At 63.7% G+C, this 26,653-nt stretch carries 22 protein-coding genes and 1 pseudogene; 16 read left to right on the top strand and 7 right to left on the bottom strand.

The features are described 5' to 3' along the window. Window positions 1–32: 32 nt before the first annotated feature. Window positions 33–1,262, top strand: a complete 1,230-nt coding sequence (locus EPO55_RS20625) for an MFS transporter (protein WP_296339109.1) — start codon at window positions 33–35, stop codon at window positions 1,260–1,262. Here the strand turns inward: EPO55_RS20625 and trmB are convergent. Beyond that, window positions 1,249–1,941, bottom strand: coding sequence for a tRNA (guanosine(46)-N7)-methyltransferase TrmB (gene trmB / locus EPO55_RS20620; protein ID WP_296339108.1), 693 nt, complete (start codon window positions 1,939–1,941; stop codon window positions 1,249–1,251). The two genes, EPO55_RS20625 and trmB, sit on opposite strands and share 14 nt — an antisense overlap. Next, on the bottom strand, window positions 1,938–3,482 hold the full coding sequence (locus EPO55_RS20615; protein WP_296339107.1) for an acetolactate synthase large subunit: 1,545 nt from the start codon (window positions 3,480–3,482) through the stop codon (window positions 1,938–1,940). Before EPO55_RS20615 ends, trmB begins: the two co-directional genes overlap by 4 nt. Before the next feature lie 186 nt (window positions 3,483–3,668). Here EPO55_RS20615 and EPO55_RS20610 point away from each other — a divergent pair, with 186 nt between their 5' ends. Both EPO55_RS20610 and EPO55_RS20605 read left to right on the top strand, forming a co-directional pair. After that, window positions 3,669–4,172, top strand: a complete 504-nt coding sequence (locus tag EPO55_RS20610) for a hypothetical protein (protein WP_296339106.1) — start codon at window positions 3,669–3,671, stop codon at window positions 4,170–4,172. Window positions 4,173–4,312: 140 nt separating this feature from the next. Continuing rightward, window positions 4,313–4,600, top strand: a complete 288-nt coding sequence (locus EPO55_RS20605; RefSeq protein ID WP_296339105.1) for a hypothetical protein — start codon at window positions 4,313–4,315, stop codon at window positions 4,598–4,600. Between the two features lie 19 nt (window positions 4,601–4,619). On the opposite strand, the gene EPO55_RS20600 is transcribed toward EPO55_RS20605, so the two are convergent. Continuing rightward, complete coding sequence (locus EPO55_RS20600) at window positions 4,620–5,813, bottom strand: M20 aminoacylase family protein (protein WP_296339103.1); 1,194 nt, start codon at window positions 5,811–5,813, stop codon at window positions 4,620–4,622. 546 nt (window positions 5,814–6,359) lie between these two features. Between EPO55_RS20600 and hisA the strand changes: the two genes are divergently transcribed. The 7 genes from hisA (at window position 6,360) to EPO55_RS20565 (ending at window position 12,438) form a co-directional block, all read left to right on the top strand. Further along, entirely contained in the window at window positions 6,360–7,088 is a 729-nt protein-coding gene (hisA, locus tag EPO55_RS20595) for a 1-(5-phosphoribosyl)-5-[(5-phosphoribosylamino)methylideneamino]imidazole-4-carboxamide isomerase (protein WP_296339101.1), read from the top strand. Beyond that, window positions 7,088–7,861 (top strand): imidazole glycerol phosphate synthase subunit HisF, encoded by a 774-nt coding sequence (gene hisF / locus EPO55_RS20590; protein WP_296339100.1) that lies wholly within the window; start codon window positions 7,088–7,090, stop codon window positions 7,859–7,861. The genes hisA and hisF overlap by 1 nt, the downstream gene beginning before the upstream one ends. A 105-nt stretch (window positions 7,862–7,966) precedes the next feature. After that, window positions 7,967–8,353: a phosphoribosyl-ATP diphosphatase gene (locus EPO55_RS20585; RefSeq protein WP_296339099.1), complete on the top strand. Its 387-nt coding sequence runs from the start codon at window positions 7,967–7,969 to the stop codon at window positions 8,351–8,353. A 97-nt stretch (window positions 8,354–8,450) separates the two neighbouring features. After that, window positions 8,451–8,837 carry a histidine triad nucleotide-binding protein gene (locus tag EPO55_RS20580; RefSeq protein ID WP_296339098.1) on the top strand — a complete coding sequence of 129 codons (387 nt, stop codon included), beginning with the start codon at window positions 8,451–8,453 and terminating at the stop codon, window positions 8,835–8,837. Continuing rightward, entirely contained in the window at window positions 8,834–9,889 is a 1,056-nt protein-coding gene (locus tag EPO55_RS20575; protein ID WP_296339096.1) for an alpha/beta fold hydrolase, read from the top strand. Before EPO55_RS20580 ends, EPO55_RS20575 begins: the two co-directional genes overlap by 4 nt. Window positions 9,890–9,939: 50 nt before the next feature. Further along, window positions 9,940–10,806 carry a TauD/TfdA family dioxygenase gene (locus tag EPO55_RS20570; RefSeq protein WP_296339093.1) on the top strand — a complete coding sequence of 289 codons (867 nt, stop codon included), beginning with the start codon at window positions 9,940–9,942 and terminating at the stop codon, window positions 10,804–10,806. Window positions 10,807–10,845: 39 nt separating this feature from the next. After that, on the top strand, window positions 10,846–12,438 hold the full coding sequence (locus EPO55_RS20565; protein WP_296339091.1) for an FAD-binding oxidoreductase: 1,593 nt from the start codon (window positions 10,846–10,848) through the stop codon (window positions 12,436–12,438). A 19-nt stretch (window positions 12,439–12,457) separates the two neighbouring features. Here EPO55_RS20565 and dctP read toward each other — a convergent pair whose 3' ends face one another. From dctP to EPO55_RS20550, 3 genes are all read right to left on the bottom strand, one after another. Beyond that, window positions 12,458–13,549 carry a TRAP transporter substrate-binding protein DctP gene (gene dctP / locus EPO55_RS20560; protein WP_296339090.1) on the bottom strand — a complete coding sequence of 364 codons (1,092 nt, stop codon included), beginning with the start codon at window positions 13,547–13,549 and terminating at the stop codon, window positions 12,458–12,460. Window positions 13,550–13,631: 82 nt separating this feature from the next. Then, window positions 13,632–14,414, bottom strand: a complete 783-nt coding sequence (locus tag EPO55_RS20555) for an SDR family oxidoreductase (RefSeq protein WP_296339089.1) — start codon at window positions 14,412–14,414, stop codon at window positions 13,632–13,634. A 9-nt stretch (window positions 14,415–14,423) separates the two neighbouring features. Further along, window positions 14,424–15,449, bottom strand: coding sequence for a LacI family DNA-binding transcriptional regulator (locus EPO55_RS20550; protein WP_296339087.1), 1,026 nt, complete (start codon window positions 15,447–15,449; stop codon window positions 14,424–14,426). Between the two features lie 117 nt (window positions 15,450–15,566). Between EPO55_RS20550 and EPO55_RS20545 the strand changes: the two genes are divergently transcribed. After that, window positions 15,567–16,466, top strand: a complete 900-nt coding sequence (locus EPO55_RS20545; protein WP_296339086.1) for an NAD(P)-dependent oxidoreductase — start codon at window positions 15,567–15,569, stop codon at window positions 16,464–16,466. 31 nt (window positions 16,467–16,497) lie between these two features. On the opposite strand, the pseudogene EPO55_RS20540 reads toward EPO55_RS20545, so the two are convergent. After that, window positions 16,498–17,073, bottom strand: a pseudogene (locus tag EPO55_RS20540) (ATP-binding protein); the annotation flags it as partial. A 14-nt stretch (window positions 17,074–17,087) separates the two neighbouring features. On the opposite strand from EPO55_RS20540, the gene EPO55_RS20535 reads away from it, so the two are divergent. The 5 genes from EPO55_RS20535 (at window position 17,088) to EPO55_RS20515 (ending at window position 25,937) form a co-directional block, all read left to right on the top strand. Then, window positions 17,088–17,540 (top strand): helix-turn-helix transcriptional regulator, encoded by a 453-nt coding sequence (locus EPO55_RS20535; RefSeq protein WP_296339084.1) that lies wholly within the window; start codon window positions 17,088–17,090, stop codon window positions 17,538–17,540. Window positions 17,541–17,624: 84 nt separating this feature from the next. Further along, entirely contained in the window at window positions 17,625–18,515 is an 891-nt protein-coding gene (locus EPO55_RS20530; protein ID WP_296339083.1) for a DNA-processing protein DprA, read from the top strand. Beyond that, window positions 18,508–19,173 carry a hypothetical protein gene (locus EPO55_RS20525; protein WP_296339082.1) on the top strand — a complete coding sequence of 222 codons (666 nt, stop codon included), beginning with the start codon at window positions 18,508–18,510 and terminating at the stop codon, window positions 19,171–19,173. The genes EPO55_RS20530 and EPO55_RS20525 overlap by 8 nt, the downstream gene beginning before the upstream one ends. A gap of 146 nt (window positions 19,174–19,319) precedes the next feature. Further along, window positions 19,320–19,880 carry a hypothetical protein gene (locus EPO55_RS20520; protein WP_296339081.1) on the top strand — a complete coding sequence of 187 codons (561 nt, stop codon included), beginning with the start codon at window positions 19,320–19,322 and terminating at the stop codon, window positions 19,878–19,880. Between the two features lie 879 nt (window positions 19,881–20,759). Further along, window positions 20,760–25,937 carry a hypothetical protein gene (locus tag EPO55_RS20515; protein WP_296339080.1) on the top strand — a complete coding sequence of 1,726 codons (5,178 nt, stop codon included), beginning with the start codon at window positions 20,760–20,762 and terminating at the stop codon, window positions 25,935–25,937. Window positions 25,938–26,653: the final 716 nt, after the last annotated feature.

Below are 26,653 nucleotides of genomic sequence, written 5' to 3'. Positions count from 1 at the left end.
TTCGCTGGTCTTTCGGCCCGCAGGAGGGTGAATTGGGGGCTGAAGACGAGAGGCGGCGCGGTCTCTACCACGGCTGGTGGGTGGTCTTTTGCACCTTTGCCGTGGCCCTCTACGGGTGGGGGCTCGGCTTCTATGGCCTCAGCCTATATCTGGCGGCTCTGACCAAGACCCACGGCTGGTCGCCGGCCACCATCTCCGCCGGCATCACCTTCTATTATATCGTCGGCGCCTTCCTGGTGATGCAGGTGGGCGACGTCATCCAGAAAAGAGGCGCGCGGATCGTCGTCCTGGCCGGCGTCGGGCTGATGGGCCTGGGCGTGCTGGGCCTCACGATCATCGACCGGCCCTGGCAGCTCTACCTCGCCTTCCTGGTGATGATCCCGGGCTGGGCCGCCATGGGGGGTGCCGCGATCAACACCATCGTCGCCCAATGGTTCCACCGCCGCCGCGGCCTGGCCGCCAGCCTGGCGCTAAACGGCGCGACCTGCGGCGGGCTGCTGTTCGCGCCGGCCTTCGCCTGGGCGATCGACACGCTGGGCTTCACCAGGGCCTGTATCGCCGCGGTCGCCGTCGTGCTGGCCACTCTGTGGCCGCTGGCGGCTTTCGCGCTCCGCCCGCGCCGGCCCGACGAGCACGATGCCGGCGACGAGCCCACGACGTCGGTCGAGCCGGCCGGTACACTGATGAGCCGCGCCCAGCTTCTCCGCCAGCCGCGCTATCTCACGATGGTCGGCGCCTTTTCGCTGGGTCTCCTGGCGCAGATCAGCTTCATCGCCCACCAGGCGGCGTTCCTCGTGCCCACGCTCGGCCTGAAGGAGGCCGGCTGGGTCGTCAGCGTCACCGCTCTATCGGCCCTGATCGGGCGCTTCTCGGTCGGCCTGGTGATCGACCACGTCGACCGACGCGGCGCCACCTCGGCCAATCTCGCCATCCAGATCGCGGGCATGATCGTGCTGCTTCAGACCTCGTCGGTATCCGGCCTTTACCTCGGCTGCATCCTGTTCGGCTTCGGGGTCGGCAATCTGATCACGCTCCCCGGCCTGATCGTGCAGCAGGAATTCCCGCGCCGCGATTTCGCCCGCGCCGTCAGCCTGAACGTCGCCATCACCCAGCTCGTCGCCGCTACGGGACCGTCGATCCTGGGCGTGCTGCACGAACTGTCCGGCGACTACCGCACCTCGCTGATCGCCTGCCTGGTGCTGCAGGTCGCCGCCGCCCTGCTGGTGCTGATCCGACCCGGCCGCAAGCCTATCGACGCCTGAAGCGCAGGAACGCCGGTTTGTGACCGGCCAGCATCTTCTGTTCGTAGCGCGTCGGCGGCCAGTCGTCGGGCCGGCCACGCCAGTCGGCCGGCCGCTCGGCCAGCCAATCGAAGGCCGGATGGGTGCAGGCATGCTCCACCATCCAGGCCAGGTAGCCCGGATCGTCGGTGGCGAGGCGCAGCTCCGCGCCCGGGATCATCAGGCGGGCCAGCACGTCGAGATTGGCGCGCTGCACGAAGCGCCGCTTGTGGTGGCGCGACTTCGGCCAGGGATCGGGAAAGAGCACGAAGGCGCGCGACAGCGAAGCGTCGGGCAGCGCCTTCATCACCAGCATCGCGTCGTCGGTGAACAGGCGAATGTTGTGCACGCCCTCGCGCTCGACATGAGCGAGGCATTTGGCGACGCCGTTGATATAGGGCTCGCAGCCGATCAAGCCGACCTTCGGATGTTCCTTCGCCTGCCAGACGAGATGCTCGCCCGCGCCGAAACCGACCTCGAGCCACACGCCATCGGCCGGCAGCGCGCCGCCAAAAAGTCCCGCCAGATCGATCTTTTCCGGCTCCGGTGGCACGACGATCGTAAGGCGCGGCAACAGCGTCGCGAGCAGCGATTGCTGCCCGTCGCGCAGTTTCTTGCCGCGGCGCCGACCGTAGAGGGTGCGCTCGCGGAGTTCGCTCACATGATCACGTCGATGAGGTACGGACCCTTTTGCGACATGGCGTAGGTGAGCTGCTTGGTGAGCTCTTCCAGGTTGGTCGCCTTGCCGGCAGGCACGCCCATGCCCTTCGCGAGATCGGTGAACTGAAGCGTCGGCCGATCGAGTGTCAGCATGTCGATGGCGCGCGGGCCGGGATTGGCCGCGCCGACATCGGCGAGCTGGCTGTAGAGGATGTTGTAGGAGCGATTCGAGAAGATCATCACGCAGACGTCGAGATTCTCGCGTGCCATCGTCCACAACGACTGGATCGTGTACATCGCCGAGCCGTCGCCGATCATGCAGATGACCTTGCGGTCGGGACAGGCGACCGCTGCACCGACGGCGACCGGTCCGCCGAAGCCGATCGAGCCACCCATGTTGTTCAGCCAGTCGTGCGGCGGCGCGCCGGCGCTGAAGGGAAAGAAGCCGCGGCCCGTCGTCACCGATTCGTCGACCACGATGGCGCCTTCCGGCATGGTGGCGCCCAGCGCCTGGCCGAGACCGTCGAGCGTGAACTTGCCGGTCGGACGATCGGGACGGCTGGGCTGGGCGATGCCTGCCGCCTTTTCATTGAGCGCGCCCAATTCGGCGGCCAGCGCCTCGAGCGAGGCGATGGGATCGCCTTCGACCGGGCAGAGCGTGCTGATCGTGCAATCGTCCGGCGAGAGCACGGACGGCTTGCCGGGATAGGCGAAGAAGGCGAACGGCGCCTTGGCGCCGCACAGCACCATCTGCTTGGTGCCCTTGAGCTGGGCCTGGGCGTTCTCGATCACGAAATGCAGCCGCAGCACCGGCACGCGGCCGACGCCGCGCTCGATGCGCGCCGTGCCGCCAGCACCCTGGACCTTGCAGCCGGTCTTGGCGGCGATCTTGCCCGCGAGTTCCAGTCCGCGCGCACGGAGGGCGCGCCCGCCGATGAACAGCATCGCGCCCGGCATCTTGAGCGCCTTGGCGGCGGCCACCACGGTATCGCTGGTGGGCTTGTCTGGTGCCGGCGTCGCCGGCGTCTCGGCCATGCCGTCGGCTTCGCCCCAGGCGGTGTCGGCCGGAAGAATGAGCGTGGCGATCTGGCCCGGCGCCACGCGCGCCGCCTGGATCGCGAGCGCGCCGTCGCCCGCCACCGTCTTCGACGTGGGCGAGGTCTTCACCCAATGCGAAAACGGCCGGGCGATGCCTTCGATGTCGGCGGTGAGTGGCGTGTCGTACTTGATGTGATAGAGCGCGTGCTCGCCCACGATATTGACGACGCCCGACCCTGCCTTCTTGGCGTTGTGCAGGTTGGCCGCCGCGTTGGCGAGACCGGGCCCGAGATGGAGAAGCGTCGAGGCCGGCTTGTCGGTCATGCGGTAGTAGCCGTCGGCGGCACCGCTGCACACGCCCTCGAACAGGCCGAGCACGCAGCGCATGCCTTCCACTCGGTCCAAGGCGCCGACGAAATGCATCTCGGATGTGCCGGGATTGGCGAAACAGACCTCCACGCCACCCTTCACCAGGGTCCGTACCAGACTCTCCGCACCGTTCATCGACCGCCCCCGAATACTGGAATGTGGGCCGCACCGTAGGCTGTTGACCGGAGCCAAGCCATTGCGATTCCTTGCGAATTCCAGGATGCGGGCGCGCCGGAAGCATACTGGGCAACGTTCTCTCTTTATTCTCAATGATTTATTCAGTATACTTAAACTAATATTTCAGAACGAAAGACATTTCCCATGAGCCCTTCGGTCCCCTCCGATAGCTCGACCATCGATACGACGTTCCTCGTCGGGCCTGATCTGGTCGAGTTCGATCGCCACGACCTTCCCATCTACGCCACGCTCGACTCGCGCTGGGCCGATGCCGGCCTCGACGCCCCTTCGTATGGCGCCGCGCTCGACCGGCTGTTCGGCGAACCCGGCGCTGTCTTCATGAGCGGCCCGATCGGCGCCGCGGAACGGGCCGCCGCCCTCGCCGCGACGGCGATGCCGGCCGAGGATCCGCTGGTCGCCCTGGGCGGCCTGTCCGACGGGCTGATCCTGCCCGCCGCCGAACCGTCGGCCTGGGCCGGCTCGCTCGAGGACGGCCACGTCCTCGCCATGCCGTCGGGTGCCCAGCAGGCACCGGAGATCGTGACGATCTTCGACCTCGGCATCGACTGCTTCGCCGCGGTGCATCTGAATGACGGCGGCACTTGGGATACCGCCGGCGACGCCTGGGCCTTCGACTACACCGCCTGAGTGAACCCCAACCGCTGAAGCGGCAATCCGGTTGATGCCGCTCTGCGCGCTCCTGCGGCGGCGGGTGCGTATCGACCGCCGGCCAAAAGGCGTAAGGGTATTCTCCGGTCCACAGTGGGTCGCAGACACAGGGAGGTCGCATGACCTACAGGCTTTGGTGGACCGTGGGTTACGTCTGCACCTCCGAAAAGGAGTTTCTGGCCGCCAAGCACCGCCTGCTGCCCGCGTCCTACGAGATGCTGGACGATGCGCTCCGCCGGGCCCGCCAGGTCGGCCAGGCTGGCGGCGTCGCCTGGTTGATCGAAGGCGACGACCGGACCCGGCTCAGCCGGGCCGCGATCGAGAAGACGATCGAAAAGCGCGGCAGCGAACTCGCGGTTGAGCCGGCCGGCCGCTCGAGCGAGCGGCCGTTCGACCATCGCGCCTGAGAACGAGCGCGCCTGAGACTTAGGCCGCGTCGCCCAGCTCGAGCTGGACCAGGTTCATCCAGTAGGCCGCGCCCGTCGTCAGGATCTTGTCGTTGAAGTCGTAGAGCGGCGAATGGACGTTGTGGCAGCCGCCCTCCACCGTGCCGCCGTTGCCGATCATGATGTAGGCGCCCGGCTTCTTCTCCAGCATGAAGGCAAAATCCTCGGCGCCGGCGATCGGCTGCGTGTTGGGCTCGACATTCTCGCGCCCGACCGTTGCCGCCGCGGCCTCGACCGCAATCGAGGTCTGCTCCACCGCGTTGATCAGCGCCGGATAGCGACGATGATACTTGCTCACCGCTTCGCAGCCGCCGGCCTGCGCAATGCCCGCCGCGACCTCGGCCAGACGGCGCTCCAGCAACGAACGTACGGCCGGAGAGAAGCTGCGCGCCGTGCCGCGGATCAGCACCTCCGACGGGATGACGTTGGGCGAGCCCGCCGTGCCCGCCGCGATGTGGCCGACGCTCAGCACCGCGGCCTGGCTGGATGAGACGTTGCGGCCGATGATGCCCTGCACCGCCACGATGAACTGTGCCGCGACGAAGGTCGGATCGGTGCCGCGATCGGGCATGGCGCCATGGCCGCCGGTGCCCTTGAAGGTGACCTCCCAGCTGTCGGACGACGCGAGCATCGCGCCGGGGCGGATGGCGAAGTGGCCGACCGGAAAGCCCGGCATGTTGTGCATGCCGTAGACGACGTCGCAGGGGAACTTGTCGAACAGGCCTTCCTCGATCATCACCCGGGCGCCGCCCAGCCCCTCTTCGGCGGGCTGGAAGATGAAGTGCACCGTGCCGGCGAAGTCGGGTGACGCCGCGAGCCGCCTGGCCGCGCCCAGCAGCATCGTGGTGTGACCGTCATGGCCGCAGGCATGCATCTTGTTGGGCACCGACGAGGCGTAGTCGAAATCGTTCTTCTCCTGCAGGTGCAGCGCGTCCATGTCGGCGCGCAGCCCGATCGTCTTCTGCCCCGGCCGGTTGCCCTTGAGCGTGCCGACAACGCCGGTGGTGGCGAGCCCGCGATGGATTTTTATGCCCCAGGACGTGAGCTTGTCGGCCACGATCTGCGAGGTCCGCTCCTCCTCGAAGGCCGTCTCGGGATGGCGATGGATGTCGCGGCGGATGGCGGTGAGGTCGGCCAGATCGGCGGCCAGGAGATCGGGGGTGTAGCGGGTCATGGCCGGAGACTAGCGGCGGGCGATCCAAAAAGAAAACGGGCCAAAAAGAAAACGGCGAAGCCGGTTGCCCGACTTCGCCGCTTCATACGTCCCTGAAAGAACGCTCGTCACGTTCCTCCGCGGGGCGCGGTCCGCCGTGGCCCCGGAGGGACCGCGACGGGCTAGTGAAATTGCGAGATTCCCGCTCGCCACCACCATCCTCGGGTGCAGACCGTCCATGCGCATGGACTTCCCACAACGAATCCCCGGCTGCTTTTTCCTGCCAGCGCTCTCCCTCGCGAAGGGCGCGCATCGTCCCGTCGGACGAGTTCGCAGGGCACTCCGAGAACCCTTCAGCGGCTTTCGCCACCGCGAGGAACCTCTCGGCTCCTCTCCGCGTGATGCGACCACCACGCTTCGTGAGAAGAACTTTCCGCCTTGGCGCGCAAGCCCGCAAGCGCGGTTTAATTGGCTTTCCGGTGGATTGGCTGGAAAACGAGGATTGAATCGCCGGCACCACAAGGGAGAGTAGCGCAAGACCCGTCGACGCGCTAAACCCCCGCCGCGATGATTCTTTTTCCCGCCATCGATCTGAAGGACGGCAAGTGCGTTCGCCTGCTGCGCGGCGACATGGCACGGGCCACGGTGTTCAACGACAGCCCGGCCGCCCAGGCCAAGGCCTTCGCCCAGGCCGGCTGCGAATGGCTGCATCTCGTCGATCTCAACGGCGCCGTGGAAGGCCATCCGGTGAACCGCGCGGCGGTGGTCGAGATCCTGAAGGAGATCAAGGTACCGGCCCAGCTCGGCGGCGGCATCCGCACCATCGAGAGCATCGCCCAGTGGTTCGACGCCGGCGTCAGCCGCGTCATCCTGGGCACCGTCGCGGTCAAGGAACCGGGCCTGGTGAAGGCCGCCTGCAAGCAGTGGCCGGGCAAGGTCGCGGTCGGCATCGATGCCCGCGAGGGCATGGTCGCGGTCGATGGCTGGACCAAGCAGAGCACGGTGCGCGCCCTCGACCTGGCGCTGCGCTTCGAGGACGCCGGGGTCGCTGCCATCATCTACACCGACATCGACCGCGACGGCGCCATGGGCGGCGTCAATGTCGATGCCACGGTGACGCTCGCCCAGCATCTCACCACGCCGGTGATCGCCTCGGGCGGCGTCAGCTCGCTCGACGACCTGCGCGAACTGAGGCCCGCCGAGGAACACGGCATCGTGGGCGCCATCGTCGGCCGCGCGCTCTACGACGGGCGCGTGACCGTGCCCGACGCCATCCGCGTGCTCAGGGGCGAGTGATGCTGAAGGTCCGCATCATTCCCTGCCTCGACGTGAAGGATGGGCGAGTCGTGAAGGGCGTGCAGTTCGAGTCCCTGCGCGATGCCGGTGATCCGGTCGAGCAGGCGAGAATCTACGACGCCGCCGGCGCCGACGAGCTCACCTTCCTCGATATCACGGCCAGCCACGAGAACCGCGACACCATCCTCGACGTCGTCGGCCGCACGGCGGAACAGTGCTTCATGCCGCTCACCGTGGGTGGCGGTGTGCGTACCATCGAGGACATCCGCCGCCTGCTGCTGGCCGGCGCCGACAAGGTGGGGATCAACTCCGCTGCCGTGACGCGGCCGGAGTTCGTCAAGGAAGCCGCCGAGAAGTACGGCGACCAGTGCATCGTGGTGTCGATCGACTCCCGGCAGAGCGCTCCCGGCAAATGGGAAGTCTTCACCCATGGCGGGCGCAAGGGCACGGGCCTCGACACGCTGGACTGGGCGCGTCGCATGGCACAGTCGGGCGCGGGCGAGCTGCTGATCACCTCGATGGACCGCGACGGCACCAAGTCGGGTTTCGACCTGGAACTGACGCGCGCGGTGTCCGATGCCGTGCCGGTGCCGGTGGTGGCCTCGGGCGGCGTCGGCACGCTCGACCACCTGGTCGATGGCGTGACCCGCGGCGGCGCCTCGGCGGTGCTGGCCGCCTCGATCTTCCATTTCGGCGAGTTCACCATCGCCCAGGCCAAGGAACATCTCGCCCGCGCCGGCGTGCCGGTACGACAAATCTCGCGCGCGGCGTGAAATTGGCGTAAAATAGCCATCGACAATAGATAAAGGGGCGCCCGCACAAGAGGCGCCAGGATCGCGTGTTCCGCCCTTCCCCGGGCGGCGGAGTTTCCCCCCTCGATGGCCAAAGACAAAAAAGCCAAGAAGAAGGCGTCGAAGAAAAGACGCCAGGATGATGTCGCGAGTGTCGACGAGCATGTGCTCGATCGGCTCTATGTCGTGATCGACAGCCGCAAGGGCGCCGACCCCGACACCTCCTACACCGCCCGCCTGTTCAGCCGCGGCCGCGCCCAGATTGCCAAGAAGCTGGGCGAGGAGGCCGTCGAAGCGCTGATCGAGGGCATCAAGGGCGACCGGCCGAAGCTGGTCGCCGAAAGCGCCGACCTGCTCTATCACCTGCTGACCCTGTGGGCCGCGACCAGCGTGAAACCCAAGGCGGTGTGGACCGAGCTCGCCCGCCGCGAAGGCCTGTCGGGCATCGCCGAGAAGGCAAGCCGCAAGAGATAGCGACGGCAACGGCCGCCCTCTTGATCCCCTCCCCCGCTTAGGCGGGGGAGGAGAAGACATCTTCGGCTATGCTTCGTACGCATTCTCGGAGTCCGTCATGCCTGCCTACGATCGCAACAACATCTTCGCGCGCATCCTGCGCGGCGAGCTGCCGTGCAAGAAGGTCCACGAGGACGCGTTCGCGCTGGCCTTCCACGACATCAACCCGCTGGCGCCAGTGCACGTGCTGGTGATCCCCAAGGGCGAGTATGTCAGCCAAGCGGATTTTTGCGCCGAAGCGCCTCCGGAGTTACTCGTCGGCTTCTGGCGGGCCGTGGCGAAAGTCGCCAGGGATCTCGGTCTCGAACCCGACGGCTATCGCATCGTCGCCAACCACGGTCCCAATGGCGGTCAGCTCGTCTTCCACTTTCATGTCCATCTTTTCGGCGGCCGGCAGATGAGCCATCGCATGGGCAACATGCCGAGGCCGGAAAGCCGCGAATGATCGGCCGCCGCGCGCTGCTCGCGGCAGGCGCGCTGACGCCGCTGGTTGCCGGCACCCAAAGTTCCTGGGCCCAAAGCCCATGGAAGGGCTATTACGCCACCGGCATGAAGCACCGCGCGGTGCGGTTCGCCGGCGCGGGTGGCGCCATGCTCGCGGGCACGTTGCTGCTGCCACGCTGGAGCGAACTGCAGAAAGTCCCCGGCGTCGTGCTGATTGCCGGCAGCGGGCCGACCGATCGCGACGGCAACAACCCGCTGATCGCGGAACGTCCCGATCTCCTGAAGCAGATCGCCGAGCTGCTGGCGGCGGCCGGAATCGCCAGCCTGCGCTACGACAAGCGCGGCATCGGTGCTTCGACGCCCAGGCCCACCGGCGCGCTGGAGGAGCAGGAGCGGTTCTTCGTCTGGGACAATTTCGTGGGCGACGTTGCCGCCGCGCACGGCGAGCTTCTCAGGCACGACGAGATCAAACCCTACGCCACCGCGCTGCTGGGACACAGCGAGGGCGGCCTGCTGGCCCTTGCCGCCGCCGGGGCGCTGGCGGCCAGGACGATGGGGCCGCGCAGGCTGCACGGGCTGGTGCTGGCCGCCACACCCGGACGGCCGCTTGCCGACATCGTGCGCGCCCAGATCGCGCGCGGGGCGCCGCCGCTGGTCGAGCCCGTCGAACGGACGATAAGCGCGATCATGACCGCCGGCCGCGTGCCCGCCGGCCTGCCGCGCGAGCAGCAGTTGCTGTTTCCACCCTATGCCGGGCCGTTCCTGCAGAGCGCGCTGGCGTTCGATCCGGCCAAGGCGCTGGCCGGGCTCGATCTCGCCTGCCTGATCCTGCAGGGCGGCGCCGACCGCCAGGTGGTGCCGATGGCCGATATCCAACCGCTGATCGATGCGCTCGGCCAGCGCACCGCGCCGGGCGAGGCCCTGATCGCCGCGGGAGTCAGTCACAATCTGAAGCTCATCACCTGGCCCACCAGTCCCGGCTTTGCCGGGCCCGTCGCGCCCGTCATCGCCGACAAGCTCACGAGCTGGCTGCGTCCGCTGCTCGGCGCTTGATCGGCCGTCGAAGCGGGCCGATCATCGTCAACAAAATTGGAGGAAGCGACATGAGCGTTACGGTGCGTCCCGTGACCACGGCGGTCGGCGCCGAGATTTCCGGCGTCGATCTCAGGACCCTCGGCGACCAGGACTTCGCCGCCATCGAGCGCGCCTGGTACGAACATTCGATGATCCTGCTGCGCGGGCAGAAGCTCAGCGACGACGACCTGCTCTCATTCAGCCGCCGCTTCGGCGAACTCGATCCGCCGCCCAACCAGGAGCGCGGCCGCATCAGCCCGCCGGGCTATCCCGACATCTATGTCGTCTCCAACGTGCTCGACAAGAAGGGCGACCCGATCGGCGCGCTGGGCGCCGGCGAAGCGGTCTGGCACACCGACATGAGCTATCTCGACACGCCGCCCGATGCCTCGATGCTCTATTCGCTGGAAATCCCGCCGTCCGGCGGCAACACCTGGTTCTGCGGCATGCAGGCGGCCTGCGACGCGCTGCCGGCCGGGCTGCGCAAGAAGATCGAGGGCCGGCGGGTCAAGCACGACGGCACCTACAATTCCGGCGGCTACCTGCGCAAGGGCGTGACACCGACCGACGATCCGATGGCCGCCCCCGGCGCCTGGCATCCGGCGATCCTGAAGCATCCCGCCAACGGCCGGGCGACGCTCTATCTCGGGCGGCGGCGCAATTCCTACGTCGAAGGCTATTCGCGCCAAGAGTCAGACGCGGTGCTCGAGGAATTGTGGACGCACGTCACGCAGCCGCAGTTCGTCTACGAGCATGTCTGGAAGCTGGGCGACCTGGTGATGTGGGACAACCGCTCGACCATGCACCGCCGCGATCCGTTCGACGGCGAGGCACGCCGCGTCATGCACCGGACCCAGATCAAGGGCACGCATAAACCCATGGCCTTCGCGGCCTGACCAACAACAAGAACGAACCTAGAGCAGCGGGAGGGGACCATGCGGCGGCAGAAGAAATTCTATGCCTGGGGCTATGCCGACGAGGATCTCTCACCCGAGGAGATCAAGCCCTGGGAGGCCGAGATCGCCCAGCGCTATGGTCTTTCCGGCTTCGACGTGACGCCGCCACCCAAGGCCGACGAGATCACGCTGCGCAAGCCCCGGGTCGATGTGCCAGCGGCGCTGCAGTCGATGGTCCGCACCGATCACCTGACACGGCTGGAACACAGCTACGGCAAGGCGGGCTTCGATGCCACGCGCATGTTCATGCGTTCCGTGCCCAACCCGCCCGATGCCGTGGCCTTTCCGGAGACCGAGCAGGACGTGGTCGCGGTCCTCGACTGGTGCGACCGGATCGGCGCCAAGGCGATCCCCTACGGCGGCGGCTCGTCGGTGGTGAAGGGCATCGAGCCGGCGGCCACCTTCGACAAGGTGGTGACGATCTCGATGCGCCACATGGACAAGGTGCTGGAGGTCGATGCGGTGAGCCACGCCGCGCGCATCCAGGGCGGCATCTACGGGCCCGCCATCGAGGATGCGCTACGCGACACGCCGTTCACCATGCGCCACTACATGCAGGCCTATCGCTGTTCGACCCTGGGCGGCTGGATCGCCACGCGCTCGGGCGGCCACTACGCCACGCTCTACACCCACATCGACGATTTCGTGGAGAGCACGCGCGTCGTGACGCCTCAAGGCACGCTCGAGTCGCGGCGCCTGCCGGGCTCCGGCGCCGGCCCCTCCCCCGACCGGATGTTCATCGGCTCCGAGGGCATCCTGGGCATCATCACCGAGGCCTGGGTGCGCCTGCGCAAGAAGCCGACGTTCCGCGCCTCGGCCAGCGTGCGCTTCAAGGACTTCTTTGCCGGCGCCGACGCGGTGCGCGAGATCACCCAGGCGGGACTCTATCCCGCCAACTGCCGCCTGCTCGAAGCCCGCGAGGCGCTGCCCGGCATCCCGTGGAGCAACGAGGAGGCGGTTCTGGTGCTGGCCTTCGAATCGGCCGACCATCCGCTCGACGCCTGGATGGCGCGGGCGCTCGAAATCTGCCGCGACCATGGCGGCGTGGCCGATGCGAGCGGTGGTGACGACGAGAACGCGCATCGTTCGGGCGCGGCAGGCGCCTGGCGCAACAAGTTCATCCGCGCCCCGCACTACAGCGAGCACGCCGTGGCGCGCGGGATCCTATCCTCGACCTTCGAGACCTCGATGACCTGGGAGCGTGTGCGCGACTTCCACGGCAAGATCACGAAGATCGCCAAGGACACGATCAAGCGTGTGACCGGCCGCGAGGGCACCGTCACCTGCCGCTTCACCCACGTTTATCCCGACGGGCCCTGCCTCTACTTCACCTTCGGCGGCATCCTCGACAAGAAGAAGTCGCTGGAGCAATTCATGGAGGTGCTGTCGACCTGCACCGCGGCAACCGTGGAGCATGGCGGCACGACCACCCACCACCACGCCGTCGGCCGCTTCCACCGGCCGTTCTACGACAAGCAGCGACCCGAACTGTTCGCCCGGGCGCTGCGCGGCGCCAAGCGCGAACTCGACCCCAAGGGCATGATGAACCCGGGCGTGCTGATCGATCCGTAGTGCCGCCGCCGGACCCGCCTTAAGTCCGGTCGCTTCGATAGACCGCGTTCTCCGCCCGCGTGTCAGCGATCGAGAACCAGCGGTGCTGGCTGGCACGGAACTGGCGCCAGTTCGCCAGGACCTTCTTGAACTGTTCGTTCTGCGCCGCCTCCTCGTCGAGCACGGCTTCGAGCGCCACCCGCAGCGCCTTGATGATCTCGTCGTTCAACACCGACAGCTGCGTGCCGGCCGCCACCAGGCGGGCGATGGCCACGGCGTTCTTGGCGTCGTAGGATGCCAGCATCTCCGTCATCGCGTAGTTGCAGGCGAATTTCAGGACCGCCTGGTAGCGCGGCGGCAGGGCGGCCCACGCCGCCTTGCCGATGAAGAGCTGGTTGACCGCCTCGAGCTCCATCACGCCCGGCGTGTAGTAATACTTGGCGACCTTGTTGAAGCCGAGCTTCTCGTCGTCGTAGGGGCCGACCCATTCGCAGGCGTCGATCGTGCCGCGTTCCATCGACGGATAGATCTCGCCGCCGGCGATCTGCTGCGGCACCACGCCGAGCTTGGCCATCACCTTGCCGCCGAAACCGGCGGTGCGCATTTTCAGGCCGACGAGATCGGCCGGCGTCTTGAGCTCCTTGCGGAACCAGCCGAACATCTGGCCGCCGGTCTGGCCGCAGGGCAGGGCAACGACCTTGAAGCTGTCGTAGACCTCGTCCATCAACTTGCGCCCATCGCCGAACATCATCCAGGCATTGTGCATGCGCGGGGTGAAGCCGAACGGCACCGAGCCGTCGAAGATGAACGTCGGATTCTTGCCGATGTAATAGCCGGTGTAGGTCTGGCCGCACTCGACCGTGCCGTTCGAGACGGCGTCGAGCACCTGCAGGCTGGGCACGATCTCGCCGGCGCCGAACGGCTGCAGCGCGAACTTGCCGTCGGTCATCTCGCCGGTAACGCGGCAGATGGTCTGAGCGGCGCCATAGAGCGTGTCGAGACTCTTGGGGAAGCTCGAGGTCAGGCGCCACTTCACGTTCTCGCTAGTCGGCTGGCCGAAGGCAGGCGAGGTGGCGGCGAGGGCGGCGAGCGAGGCCGCGGCCGGGGCGAATTGTCGACGGGTGACGGACATTAGGCTTCCTCCGGTTTTGAATTGTTGAGGAAATACTAGGCTGGCGTTTCTGGTATCGCTACCAGAAAATGGCCGAGTCCGGTCAACTGGCGCTCCAGCCACCGTCAATCGGAATGGCCGCGCCGGTGATGTCGCGGCCGGCGGGGCCGCACAGGAAGGCGGCGAGAGCGGCCACGCCCTCCATCGCCACGAACCGGCCCGAGGGCTGGCGCGAGGCCATGAAGGCGCGAACCGCGTCGTCGCGTGTCAGGCCCTCCCGGGCCATGAAATCGGCCAGCCGCTGCTCGATGGCAGGGGTCGGCGACGAGCCGGGACAGATGGCGTTGCAGGTGATGTTCTGGCCGGCGACCTCGAGGGCCACGGCGCGGGTGAAGCCGATCAACGCCGTTTTGGTGGTGACGTAGTCGATCCGGTTCACGGTACCGAACAGGCCATAGACCGAGGAGATGTTGACGATCCGGCCGAAATCGCGCCGGCGCATGCCGGGCAGAGCGAGCCGCGTGACATGGAACGCCGATGAGAGATTGACCGCGAGCGCCCGGTCCCACTCCTCGACCTTGAAGGTCTCGAGCGGCGAGAAGTGTCGGACGACGGCATTGTTGACCACGATGTCGACCGCCCCGAAGGCGCGCTCGGCCGTCTCGACCAGGTCGGCGATCTCGCCTGGCATGCCCAGGTCGGCGCCATGATGGAGGGCGCGCACGCCATGGCAGTCTTCGAGTTGCCGGCGCTTGGCCTCGATCTCAACCGGATCGCCGAAGCCGTTCAGCACGACATGGCAGCCTTCGGCCGCGAGCCGCTCCGCCATGGCGTAGCCCAGCCCCTGCGTCGAGCCGGTGATGAGCGCGCATTTTCCCTTCAACATGCTGTCCCTTCAGGTGCTCTCGCGCTGGACGATCTCGAAGCCGACATCGATCCGCAGACGCTCGGGCGGCGCGCCCAGCAGGCGGTTGACGAGGAGTTCGGCGCTGCGGCGGCCGATCTCGTGTCGCGGGATGCGCAGCGTCGTCACCGTGGGAACCGCGTGGCGCAGCAGATCGAGGTCGTCGAAACTGGCGATGGCGACACGGCCGGGCACCGCCCAGCCGCGGCGCTGGCATTCGAACAGCGCTCCCACGGCGAGCACGTCGCCGGCAAAGAACCCGGCATCGAGGCCGGGATGTGTCTGCATCAGCCGCACCAGGGCATCGGCGCCCTCGCTGAAGCCGCCGGGCGCCTCGAGGACGAGGCTGGGGTCGGCCGGCAGGCCAAGCTCCTTCAGTGCGGCGAAGTAGCCGCGGCGACGCTCTTTCGAGCGGTCGTTGTCGCGCAGCGGCAGGGTCACGAAGCCGATCTTGCGATAGCCGAGGCGGCCGAGGTGCGCCGTCATTGCCCGCGCGGCCTCGAAGTTGGAATAGCTCACGGCCATGTCGAGCGGCTCGGCGGGAAGGTTGCCGGTCTCGATCACCGGCACGCCGGTCTTGGCGACGAGGTCTCGGACCCGCTTGTTGTGCGTCGTATTGTGCAGCACGAGGCCGCAGACGCGCTGGGCCAGCAACGCCGCGACGAGGGCCTCCTCGTCGTCGAGGCGGTGCCCGCTGTTGGCGATCATCAGATGAAAGCCGTTGGCGCGCAGGACGTCGGAGATCGCCTGGATCATGTTGGCATAGAGCGAGTTGCGGATGCTGGGCACGATCAGGCCGACGACGTTCGAGCGCTTGGACGACAGGCTGCCGGCGATGCGGTTGGGCAGATAGCCGAATTCGCGCACCGCGGCATCGACCTTGCGCCGCATCTTCTCCGACACCGTCGAGGGCTCGCGCAGCGCTCGCGACACCGTCATGGGCGAAACGCCGGCATGGCGGGCGATGTCGCTCATCTTGATGTCGTCGCCGCCGCTTCGCTTCGCCTTGCCACTCATCTTGGATCGCTCATCCTGTCTGTGCTCCGCATTGACGCTTTCGAGGCCACCAGACTATAGGATGGTAGCGATACCAAGAGAATGGCAGACTGCGGGTGCAGGGGACGGAGGAGAGACATGGCCGGTGACATACTGGGATTCGTCGGTGTCGGGCGGATGGGTGGGCCGATGGCCTCGCGCCTGCTCGATGCGGGCCACCGCCTTTGCGTCTATGACCTGTCCGAGGCCGCGACCGCGCCCCTGGTCGCCCGCGGCGCCCAGCTTGCGGCCTCGCCGGCCGAGGTCGCCTCGATAGCCGACGTCGTCCTGATCAGCCTGCCGACGCCCGACGTGGTGCGGCAGGTGGTGCTGGGCGGCAACGGCGGCATCATCAACGGCTCGAGCGTGCGGCTGGTGATCGACCTGTCGACCACCGGGCCGGGCGTGGCCACCGAAGTGGCCGCCCAGCTCGCCGAGCGGCGGATCGGCTGGGTCGACGCGCCGGTGAGCGGCGGCGTGACTGGCGCCAAGGCCGGCACGCTCGCGATCATGGTGTCGTGCCCGACGCCGACCCTGCAGAAGGTCGAGCCGGTCCTGAAAGTATTCGGCCGGCCGTTCCATGCCGGCGAGAAGCCCGGCCTCGCCCAGACGGCGAAGCTCGCCAACAACCTGCTCGCAGCGACCGCGCTCGTGGCGACCTCCGAAGTCATGGCGATGGGCGTCAAGGCCGGGCTCGACGCCAAGGTCCTGATCGACATCATCAATGCTTCGAGCGGGCGCAACAGCGCCACCCAGGACAAGTTCCCGCGCGCGGTGTTGCCGGGCACCTTCGATTTCGGCTTCACCACCGGCCTCTCCTACAAGGACGTCCGGCTTTGCATCGACGAGGCCGAGGCGCTGGGCGTGCCCATGGTCGTGGGCGCCGCGGTCCGCCAGATGCTCGCCGTCACCAAGGCGCGGTTCGGCGCCGACTCCGACTTCACCTTCATCGCCAAGGTCCTGGAGGAATGGGCGGGGGTCGAGATCCGGGGAAAATGACCTGGGCCGCCGCCTGTCACGCCGCCCCTCATCACGCCGCGAGGGCGGCGCGCGGCTGTGGGCGGCGGTAGGAGAGCGCCTCGGCGATGTGCAGACGGCGCACCGAATCAGAGCCGTCGAGATCGGCCAGGGTGCGGGCGACCCGCAAGGTGCGATGCCAGGCGCGGGCCGAGAGGCCGAGGCGTTCCGCCGCCCGCGTGAGCAGGGCGCGGCCCTCCGAATCGGGCTCGGCGATGGCGGCCAGCAGGGCGCCGTCGGTGTCGGCGTTGCAGCGCGCCTTGGACCAGCCGCGCGCCCGATCCGACAGCAGCCCGGCCGCGGGGTCGGCCTCGACCGCCAGAAGCCTGCCCTTGCGGTCGAGTTCGGCCAGCCGGTCACGCTGCACGGCGCGCGCCGCCGCCACCCGAGCGGCGACATCGGCCGAGCTTTCGGCCGGCGGCGGCAGCGCCAGATCGGCGGCGCCGACCGCCGGCACGTCGATGCAGAGATCAATGCGGTCGAGCAACGGCCCCGAGAGCTTGCCCTGGTAGTCGACACCGCAGCGCGGGGCGCGGCCGCAGGACCGCGTCGGCTCCATCAGATGGCCACACCGGCATTTGTGCGGTGCCTTTTTGCCGGGACGTGCCGCTCACCCTTAAGGCCCAGAAACCAAAGGATTATTCAGAAACTCCCCTCACCCTCGGCGAACACCTCAAGAAGCGCCGGCGGGAGCTCGGCCTCCTCCAGCGGGAAGCCGGTGAGCGGATGGGGGTGTCTGCTGAAACCGTAGCCAACTGGGAGAAAGGCAACACAATGCCACCACCGTCCCAGTTCAAGCCGGTGATCGACTTCCTCGGCTACGACCCTATGCCGGCTCCCCAGACCTTGGCTGAGCGCCTGAAAGCCAAGCGACGCGCCTTGGGCGTCACCTTTTCACAAGTCGCCCGGTATTTAGGCTGGGACGCGGGGACCCTCACGCGGTATCTCGACGGCACTTGGCGGATACCCGCTGCCCGTGCCCGTGCTCTTGAAGAATTCCTCGGCACTGATGCCACAGCGACCCTCCCGCAGCCACTTCAGGATCCCGGGCGTTAAATGTGCGCCGCCTCCCAGAGGCCATACCCGGGCCTTTCATCGCGCGCGCTAATCGGTAGAATCGTCATCCCTCGGAGTGTCCTCATGCAGTTAGCCCTCCGCCGCGACCCCGGCCCGATCTCAACCCCCATCTCGCCACGACTGGAGATGGGCGCATACGAGGCCATGTGGCTCCGCGATGGGGCTTGGTTTACCAACATCGCTGAGACGTTCGCCGCGCAAGCCGACGCGCTGCCATCGGATTTCGTGCCCCGCGCCGAGGCGGCCCGGTGCGCGGGTGAAGTACTGCGAATCTTCAAGGAAGCAGGGATCGATCGATTTGGCGTGCGGATCAACCACGCTGGCGACTACCCCTCGAAACTGCGGCACGCAAAGCACCCCGTCGAATTCCTCTACTATCGCGGCGTCTGGGAACTGATCGAGACGCGCTCGGTGGCGGTTGTGGGGGCCCGGAAGCCATCGCCAGAGGGCATCGCCCGCGCCACGAAGCTTGCCCGGGCGCTCGCCGAGCGCGGCTTTACCGTTGTCTCGGGCCTGGCCTCAGGCATCGACACCGCCGCCCATGGGGCGGCTCTGGCCGCTGGTGCTCCAACGATCGCGGTCATCGGCACGCCCCTAAGCGACTGCTATCCGCGTGAGAACCGCGAGCTGCAGGAACGCATTGCCCGAGAATATCTGCTCATCTCGCAGGTGCCGGTCTTGCGGTACCGCCAGCAGAAGCCGCCCCAGAACCGCTACTTCTTCCCCGAGCGCAACATCACGATGAGCGCGCTTACCGAGGCGACGGTGATCGTCGAGGCGAGCGATACCTCCGGGACCTTGACCCAAGCACGTGCGGCACTTCACCAGGGGCGGAAGCTTTTCATCCTCAATTCGTGCTTCGAGCGGTCCGGGCTCACCTGGCCCGCACGCTTCGAGCAGCAGGGCGCCATCCGCGTGCGCGACTTCGACGATCTGTGGCGCGCGCTTGGCTGACCAGCCCCGCTTCCGGCGCATCGATTCGACCAATATCGGCGATCACTACCACCTGACGCCTGACGACGTCTGCTACTTCCTCTTCGAGTACACGGCGCAGAAGAAGTATGACTACAGCGCGACCAACAATCTGATCTCGAACCTCAAGAAGAAGCCCGGCTCGTCAAGCTTTGCCGAACTCCGGTACAAGGCCGGCGCGATCCAGAAGTGTGCGGAATACATTTCCTCTGCCGTCAACAGGGACAACCTTCTGGCCTGGACGATTGTGCCGATACCGCCTTCGAAACAGAAAAGCGACCCCGCCTACGACGACCGGCTGTTGCGCGTCTGCAAGCTCATCAGCGCCCCGGCGCCGCTCGACATCCGGGAACTCGTGATCCAGGCCCAATCAACGGTGGCGGCCCACGAGGCTGCTGCAGGTCAGCGTCCGACAGTCGACGAGCTCCTCGCCATCTACAGCATCGACGAACCGATCGCGCAGCCGCCGCCCAAGAGCATCCTGCTTATCGATGACGTGCTGACGGCTGGCACCCACTACCGGGCGATACATACGGTGCTCTCGCGGCGCTTCCCCGGCGTGCCGATACACGCGATGTTCATCGCGCGGCGCGTGTTTCCGCCCGACGCAGCCACGACAGGCTTCCCGGTTAGCCTGTGACCGAAAGAGGCCTTCAGATGCCAAAATTTAATGCGGTCGCCGTCCATGTGGGAGTGGAGATAGAGAGAGCGACCGCAACCCCGTCTTGATGCTTGAGGCAGCCAGTGTCACCATGCTGCATATGAAATGAAGCGGGAGATCACTTCATGGCTAAGCTGCCCTTGAATCGATTTATGGCGGAATCGGCGGGAGCCGCGCTCCTCGATCACCTCCACAAGGAAGGCGTGTTGCTGGCAAAACTATTCGCCATCCCGCGCTTCCGAGACTACACAAAGGAAGAGATGCTGGCCGCTCGAGACTACTTCCAGCCCGAAGCTCGCCAGTTCCTCGAAACACACGGCTTCTTTGGCGATGACGCATCGGCTACGCCTTCTCAGTCCCAAGGCGGGACCGCCCCTAAGCACATGTCGTATGAGGAGGCCAAGGTCCTCGCGGTTGAGATGATGCGAGGCACCGACCTCAACACCATTTCCCAGGAGCGGCGGCTCATTGCCCAAGCGTTAATCAATTCGAATTCCGAACGTGAATGCTTCCTCGCAATCCGCAAGGGCTTTTATACTCTGTCCAAAGGGTCTCGCTTCCTAATCGTCAAAGAAGCTTTCGAAGAAGAGTCCGCGGTATCCGGCCTGATACGCCAACTCATCTCCGAGCTTCCAGAAGAAGACCAATCCGCCATCCTTGGAACGGGACAACTACCCAGCCTCTAGCGCCCGGTTCCAGTGTCGCCCTTCGATGCCTTCAACTCCAAATATGTGTCCGGTAGGCACTTCTACTAGGCATTTCGCGCTCCCACGCGCCTCTCCCGTGCAGCCACCATACGTTCGCGACGGTCTCCGGCCGTGACTTCCTACCTTTGTTCATGCTCTTCGCTTAACGTCGCGCCCTGTTCCATGATCTTCGCTCGGACACGCCGCCGCACGTTGCCCAACGCCTCTGTCTCTAATCTCTCTTGGCATCTCCGCTTCTTTAGAGAGCTCAACTACTACATTTTCGCCTGGTTCGAGCGACGAGCTCTGCTCGCGACCGCAGCCATCTCCATGGCACACACACAAACTCCACCGGGTCTGCCAAGACAGTTGGCGAGTGGGCCCATTCTCGTTTCCCAATTCGTGGCTCAACTACAATGCTAAATGGATCAGACCGCATCAAAAGATGCCCACAACCTTGACAAGAATAGACGCTAGTGTAATACTATCAAAGGTTCAGTAGGCAAGGCCTACGACGCGACCCTTGGTGGTCCGTCCGGCCGCCAAGTATTCCGAAACTTCTCGATGGCAGTTTCGCAGAGCCTTCTCACAAATCAGATGAGCAGGCTACATAGAGAATTGGGGGAGAGCATCGGCTCTAGGGACTTACCGGACCGTCCGACAACGCCCCCAAAGTAACGCTCGCTCTATATTTTTGGAGCGAGCGTTTGTTGTTCAACATTGAACATGCACAACGTGTAGTGGTTGCTGCGATGGTTGCTTCTCGCCTATCGTTCGATGCTTAGAATTGAGTTGTTAGGCACGCTCACGTAATCCCATCGTCGGTTCCAATTACCCATTCGCGGACGCCAACGATCTACCATTTGAAGAGGTTGGCTGATGCTGAATCTCCACTTTGATCGACAGATTGGCCACGTCCTCCAGACCGCCAGCAAACGAAATTTTCTCGAAGTTCGGCGTCTCGCAGAAAAGCACCGCAAGTCCTCAGCGCCCAATGACCAAAAGGTACTGCAAGGTGCGCTGCCGCTAATACGAGACAATCCAGAACCATCGTCATGGGATGCGCCCGCCATAGAGTCGTTTGTTGGACTTGCTAGTTTCGTACTCGAGCAGGAGTTCACGCAAATTGGTGTGAGCGACCCTACAGATGAGCTCGTCGTTAGCGATATTCAGAACAAAGTAGACTGGCTTTGCAACCTTGCAGCGGCGGGCGCGAATAGTCTTCCTCGAGAAACTCGAGAGGAAGTCTTTTGCCTTTGGGCTCGGACTCGATTCGTGGGGGGCGAACTTCGCCCATCCCTTGAGGCACTTCGTCCTTGTGCGACAGATGTGCTCGGCGCATTGGGCCTCGCTCAAGAATCAGTCGTAGATGCATTGAAACTAAGTGCTGTTAAATACTTAGCTTCCCGTGCGGCCAACAAGGCTCTCAATTCTGAGGAGTCGGCTGTCGCACTCGAATGGTGCGCCACCCTGGCTCTTTTGCCGGACGTTCGCGATCGGCTGCGCTCATCCCTAAGCGCCCTAGGAATAGGGCCCGAGAGTCTGGGCTTTGAACCTTTGGCGACCAACAATGCGCCACAGGCTGAGAGTGCACTGGCGCCCGTCACCCAGACAGACGGCGCTTCAATAGGATCGAAAGAATCCCGTTCTGATGCACCGCAGTTGAGAATTTGGCAGATGCCGGCAATCCTCCCGCCAGATGCGCTTGATGCGGAGCGGCAGGATCTCGTCTTTGAGTTCTTGGATCAGACCATTCAAAAGGCTCTATCGCCAAGGACTGCAGCAGAAATCGACCAAATAAGCAAAGATCCAAACGTCGATCCTCAGGATGTGTTCTTCTTCGCAACACGTGATCTTTGGCGCGCGTTCGTTAGATCAGGTCATCGGCCATTCCTGCCACTTATCAAGAGGATTTCGCTCTTCAGATACTCCGAGCACCTGCGTCGCGGTACTCCAGATTCTAGAAAGATGGCCAGCGCAATTCAGTATTGGATGCACGCGCAGATCCCAGAGAAAATGCTGGCGTGTGAGCCCGATATGCTGCTTACCGAAGCGGTTCAGGTTTATAGGGCGCTTGGCCTGACACTCGACATGAATGTTCTGCGGCCGGCGATAGTTGAAGCGTTTGCAGGTGAGGCGAGAGCGCGCCAAGCTGAACAGGACGAGCGGGGCTGCAATGAACTCATCGCTGACAATCGCACCGCGATCGTGTCTCTTCACGACACGTATCTTCAACGTATGCGTCAGACCCGCGGCAGTGGCAAACCTAGTGAAGAAGAGTTGAATGCATTCAACTATTTGACAAGTCTTTCAGGAAAAGGCGATCACGCCCTTCCTCATCTTGCCACCGGAGCGGTATCGAAAATCATCGATGATGCGAATTTCCAAACAGTGATCAACAAAGCGTCTAATAGAGAGACATATGAATATGCCTCATCTCAGCACGACTATATTCGCTCGTTACTCCAGCAACGCCTAAAGGTAACTTTTGAGGCCGACGCGCTGATGCGGCCGACGGGTGCAATCTATAACCAGCGCGCACGCACTAAGGGACAACACGACACTCGGTTCGCTGAGGCTCGAGAGGCCCTGAAGTCCAATGATTTCGCCCGGGCGGTCGACCAGCTCACGTCGTTGAGCGAACGACTGGAGGGCAGGCCGAAGGAAATTGTAGATAACTACCGAGCCTATGCGTTGGCTCGTGCAAGCAAGGCTGTTCAAGCGCGGCTGATACTTACCGATTTGGCAAACGTGTCCAGCTTTCCATCGGTGTTTTGGAATCTAGCGTGCTGCCTGCCCGAAGACCAAGCGGACCAGCGGCTGGACATATTGGAGAGAGGGCTCGATCGCGCCCCGCATCCACTCCTGCTTCGCGGAGTCGTCTACCTCGCACTGCTTATAAACGACACCGACGTCCTACGTCACTGGCTGCCCTACCTGATGGTCGCGGAAGCGCTTCTCCTGCACTATCAACTCGAGCACGAAGCACTCTCAGAAGCCGACAAAGAGCGGCATGTCCTCAGGCTCGCGCGATATGCAATCGAAGGAGAGCCAAACCTTCCGGACCCCCTTCAAGACGACGTCGACACCCGCGTCGTGCAGGATCAGTTCGACAAACTGCTTGAACGGAATCAGCGCGAGCCGATTGAGTTTTGGCTGAGGTGCCGGCAACCGGACAATCAAAAGAGTTTCCTCTTTTGGGGACTGAGAACTTACTATTCAGAAAGGAGTGGGGATTTTCTGGGCGCTGCAAAGGCCTATCGAGAGGAGCTGCGGTTTCGGCTTGTCCGCCTGGAACAGCTTCTTCAGCAGGCTGGCAACCCCGGCCCTCCAGGGCGGGCGGGAAATCCGGCCGACGCTCTAAGGCGCAACTTGGGATACGTGAGCATCAGAACTGCCGAGATGCTGAATCGATTGATGACACCCGAGCTGGCGGATGAAGGTCGTCATATTTATTACACGTTTACGCTCTTCGCAAACGGCCGGGCTGACGCATTGAAAGCGCTGGGCCTGGAGGCGCGTCTCAGAGGACCCAAGCTGGAGTCATATTTTGCGCGAGCGCCGCAGGCGCAACTTGATACGCCGCTCGCTCAGCAGCGCGGCCCGGGCGAAGCCCGCCAAAGGGCTGCCTCGTTGAGCGAGGTGATTATTCGGGTGGCTGCAGCTTGTCAGCGGGATTTGCACGACATAGCTCACGTGGCGATTGTGAAGCGTGATCTTGACGAACTAGGGAACGCTTATCGAGAGCAAGGGTACTCGAAATCGGCTGAGAGCTTACGTGAGGTCATACGGCAGCTGGACCAATATCGACAGCAGCGATCTCAAGAAGGCAAAGAGGAAATTTGGCGGTCTGCCGATGTTGCACTTCGTGAACACGAAGCGTCGCTCAAGCGTGAACTGCCCGATCAGTCGCTTACGCTTTCTCAGCCAATCTGCAAGGCGCTAGCACGAACGATTAACCGTTTGCCGCGCGATGCAAAAATCTTTCCGAAGATTGTTATGGAACCGGCCGTCCCGGGCTCGCTCACCGTAGATCAGAGTGCCTTGCCGTTTGTGATTTCACTAAGACTCCGAAACACATCCGAGACGGCCACAGTACGCCTGATTAGTGCCAGTGCGACTTTAGACTCCGGGGGACGCTCCGCCCCACTAATGTGCCGCAACGATTTTGGCGCCGTTCCTGTGACGTTGGATCCAAAAGGAACCGCCGTCGTAACCTTTGCGGCGGCCAAGACTGAGGCTTTTGCATTACCTGGCAGCATCCGCGCGTCGGTCATTTGTGATTTCAGCGGCGCTCACTTTGAGGCGGAGTCCGTAGCGCTCGAAGTTATCCATGAAGAAATGACCGCCCTTCCGAAGTTGGGCCCGTACATTTCTGGTCGGATGATCGAGCCCACCGAGATCGAAGGACATTTCTTCGGACGCGCTGACGAGCAAGCGACAATCTTAGAGTCAGTGCGGGAAGGTCAGCAGCAGTTCCAATATGTCGAGGGTTTGCGACGCACTGGCAAATCATCTCTGCTCCAAAGCGTCGTCTACGAAATCGACAAACAGCAGCTCTCAATTATTCCCGTTTACCACGGAATGGGAGACGTCAAGGGAGCAAGTTCTGCAGGAACGATTCTCTTCAACATTTTGACTCAGGTGGCGGCTCACCCTGAAGTAGCAGCTTGTGGAGTTTCGGCACCGGACGAACGACGCTGTGTCGAGAACATGTCAAACGCGTATCAAACCTTTACTTCGCAGCTTGCCGCTCAACTTCCTAGCAAGCGCGTCCTTGTCATGGTCGATGATATGCAGGCGCTTGTTGAATTGGGAGAAAGCGCGCGCAATCGTGATCCGTCACTTTCTGATGGAATTGCGGGATTGCTAAATCTGATCCGGCAACACGGTCGACCTACGGCTAGGCTTCTTTGGGTATTTGCCGGGCACCTAGGACGATCCCAGTTTCGACGCATGATACCTGGTGTCCTGCTGTGGCCCGACCTCAGAGGGCTGCCAATTGATTTTCTCTCAAGAGAGTCAGTCGCTAGCATTCTAAGAGAACCGATTAAGACGCTTGGTATCCGCGTTCCTGACGAAACTGTTGCCCGGCTACATCAACATAGCGCCGGCCATCCGGAAGTGGTCCAGCAAACGGCGAGCATCATGTATCGCAGCTTGACGCAGGAGCGGCGCAGTATGATGACGCCTGCGGATGCAGACGCTGCTGTGGTCGTTCTATCGTCCAGCAGTGACGATCTTTTTGCCGATACATGGTATCCGGCCCATATTCTAACAAAGGAGCAACGAGATCTTGTCGCTGATCTGGTTCGAGCAGTTGAACCGGGAGGGCGCATTGAACTCTTCAAGCTTGCGAAGCGGAATGAAATGACCGAAGCATTGAAGAACGCTGCCGACGATTTAATCGCTCGTAAGATACTTCAACCCAACGATGATGGAACAGTCAGTGTCCGGGCATACGTGCTCGACCTATGGCTTAGACGATGGGTTGGAAAGTCGATCGGCATTCACCAACATGGCGCTCCGGTTGTATTCCTCGATATCCCAAATCTCACTGGCCCAGAGGGCAATCCGTATGTCTCCGGTTTGGACACTCAGAAGGGAGAGGGAACACCTGGGCGATTCGATTTGGGAACTGTTCTCGATCGAATTGACAGGTACATCCGAACGATAACGCCCGCTGAGCGCACGGTGGCATGGGCAGTTAATTATCCGCCCTTTGCACCTGCTGTTTCTGTTGTCAGTGGTAGAAATTATCTCGTCCAGAACATTCCGGAGGAACTTCATGGAAAAGGTTCGGACGACCTCGTTCTCATGGATAAGATCACGGAAGTAGACGAGCAATACCCGACCGCGAGTCACTTCGTACTCATCCTTGGTGACAAGGATTATCAACTAAGAGCCCAAGCCTTGGTGAAGAAAGGAAAGTTTGTTCACATCATCAGCCGGCGCAAAGCTCTTGCCCCTCATTTCGTGAGATATGCCCAGCAACTTCCGGATCAGGTCACCGTGGCCTCTATTGAGGAGATCATGGAGGACCCGAAGCTCGACTAGGATTTTCTCACTGGCGTTCAAAGTTGGACGCCTTGACAGAATCTAGCGGACTGCCTATTTGAGAGACGATGGCGCAATAGTTCTTTCAGTTGTTCCTTCCGCGCCGTCATCACTTCCTCGGGGTTAGAGTACGTTCTTCACCCCCGTTTCATTGCTCAGTCGCCCTTCGGGGCAACCAGAATGGCACTCTTGAAGATCCGCCCGAATGGTTTGGGGGACAGGTGTGCAAGCAATGAAGGAGGAAGCTAACCGACTTTTTAAGAGATACCTAATCTGAAGCAATTTGCCGTGTAGCACGCGCAAGCTGCTTCGATGCCTAGGGATACGGCCAGCCGATCGATGCGCAGCACGCAAATCGATCAGGGTGGAGTGCGCCCTCCGCTCATCGCGAAGTGGGCTAAAGCGCCAACTCTAGGGCAATGCCGAAGGACTCAGGAGAGTCCCGTTTATCGACGCTTACGTCTCTCGGAGCGATCCATATTTGGACCTCCATCACACAGATCGTCTTGGCAGTTGCAGATTTTGGAATCGAAGGTTTCTGCGATGAGAATTCACTAGTCGCCGTTTCCTTCACCAACGCGTCTGCAACTTTCGTAACGACCTTGACGTCAGCGTTGTTTGTGCATTGCCCACTCTTCCGCTTTACCCACTTGGCAGGAGGTCCTCATGGTCGACAGGTCATTCGCGTCCAGGAGCTTGCGTACACGCCACGTGTT

The organism is Reyranella sp., assembly GCF_004296935.1.
Taxonomy (GTDB): Bacteria; Pseudomonadota; Alphaproteobacteria; order Reyranellales; family Reyranellaceae; genus Reyranella.
The sequence above is the reverse complement of the archived record's forward strand: the minus strand, read 5'-3'. Positions and strand labels throughout refer to the sequence as shown.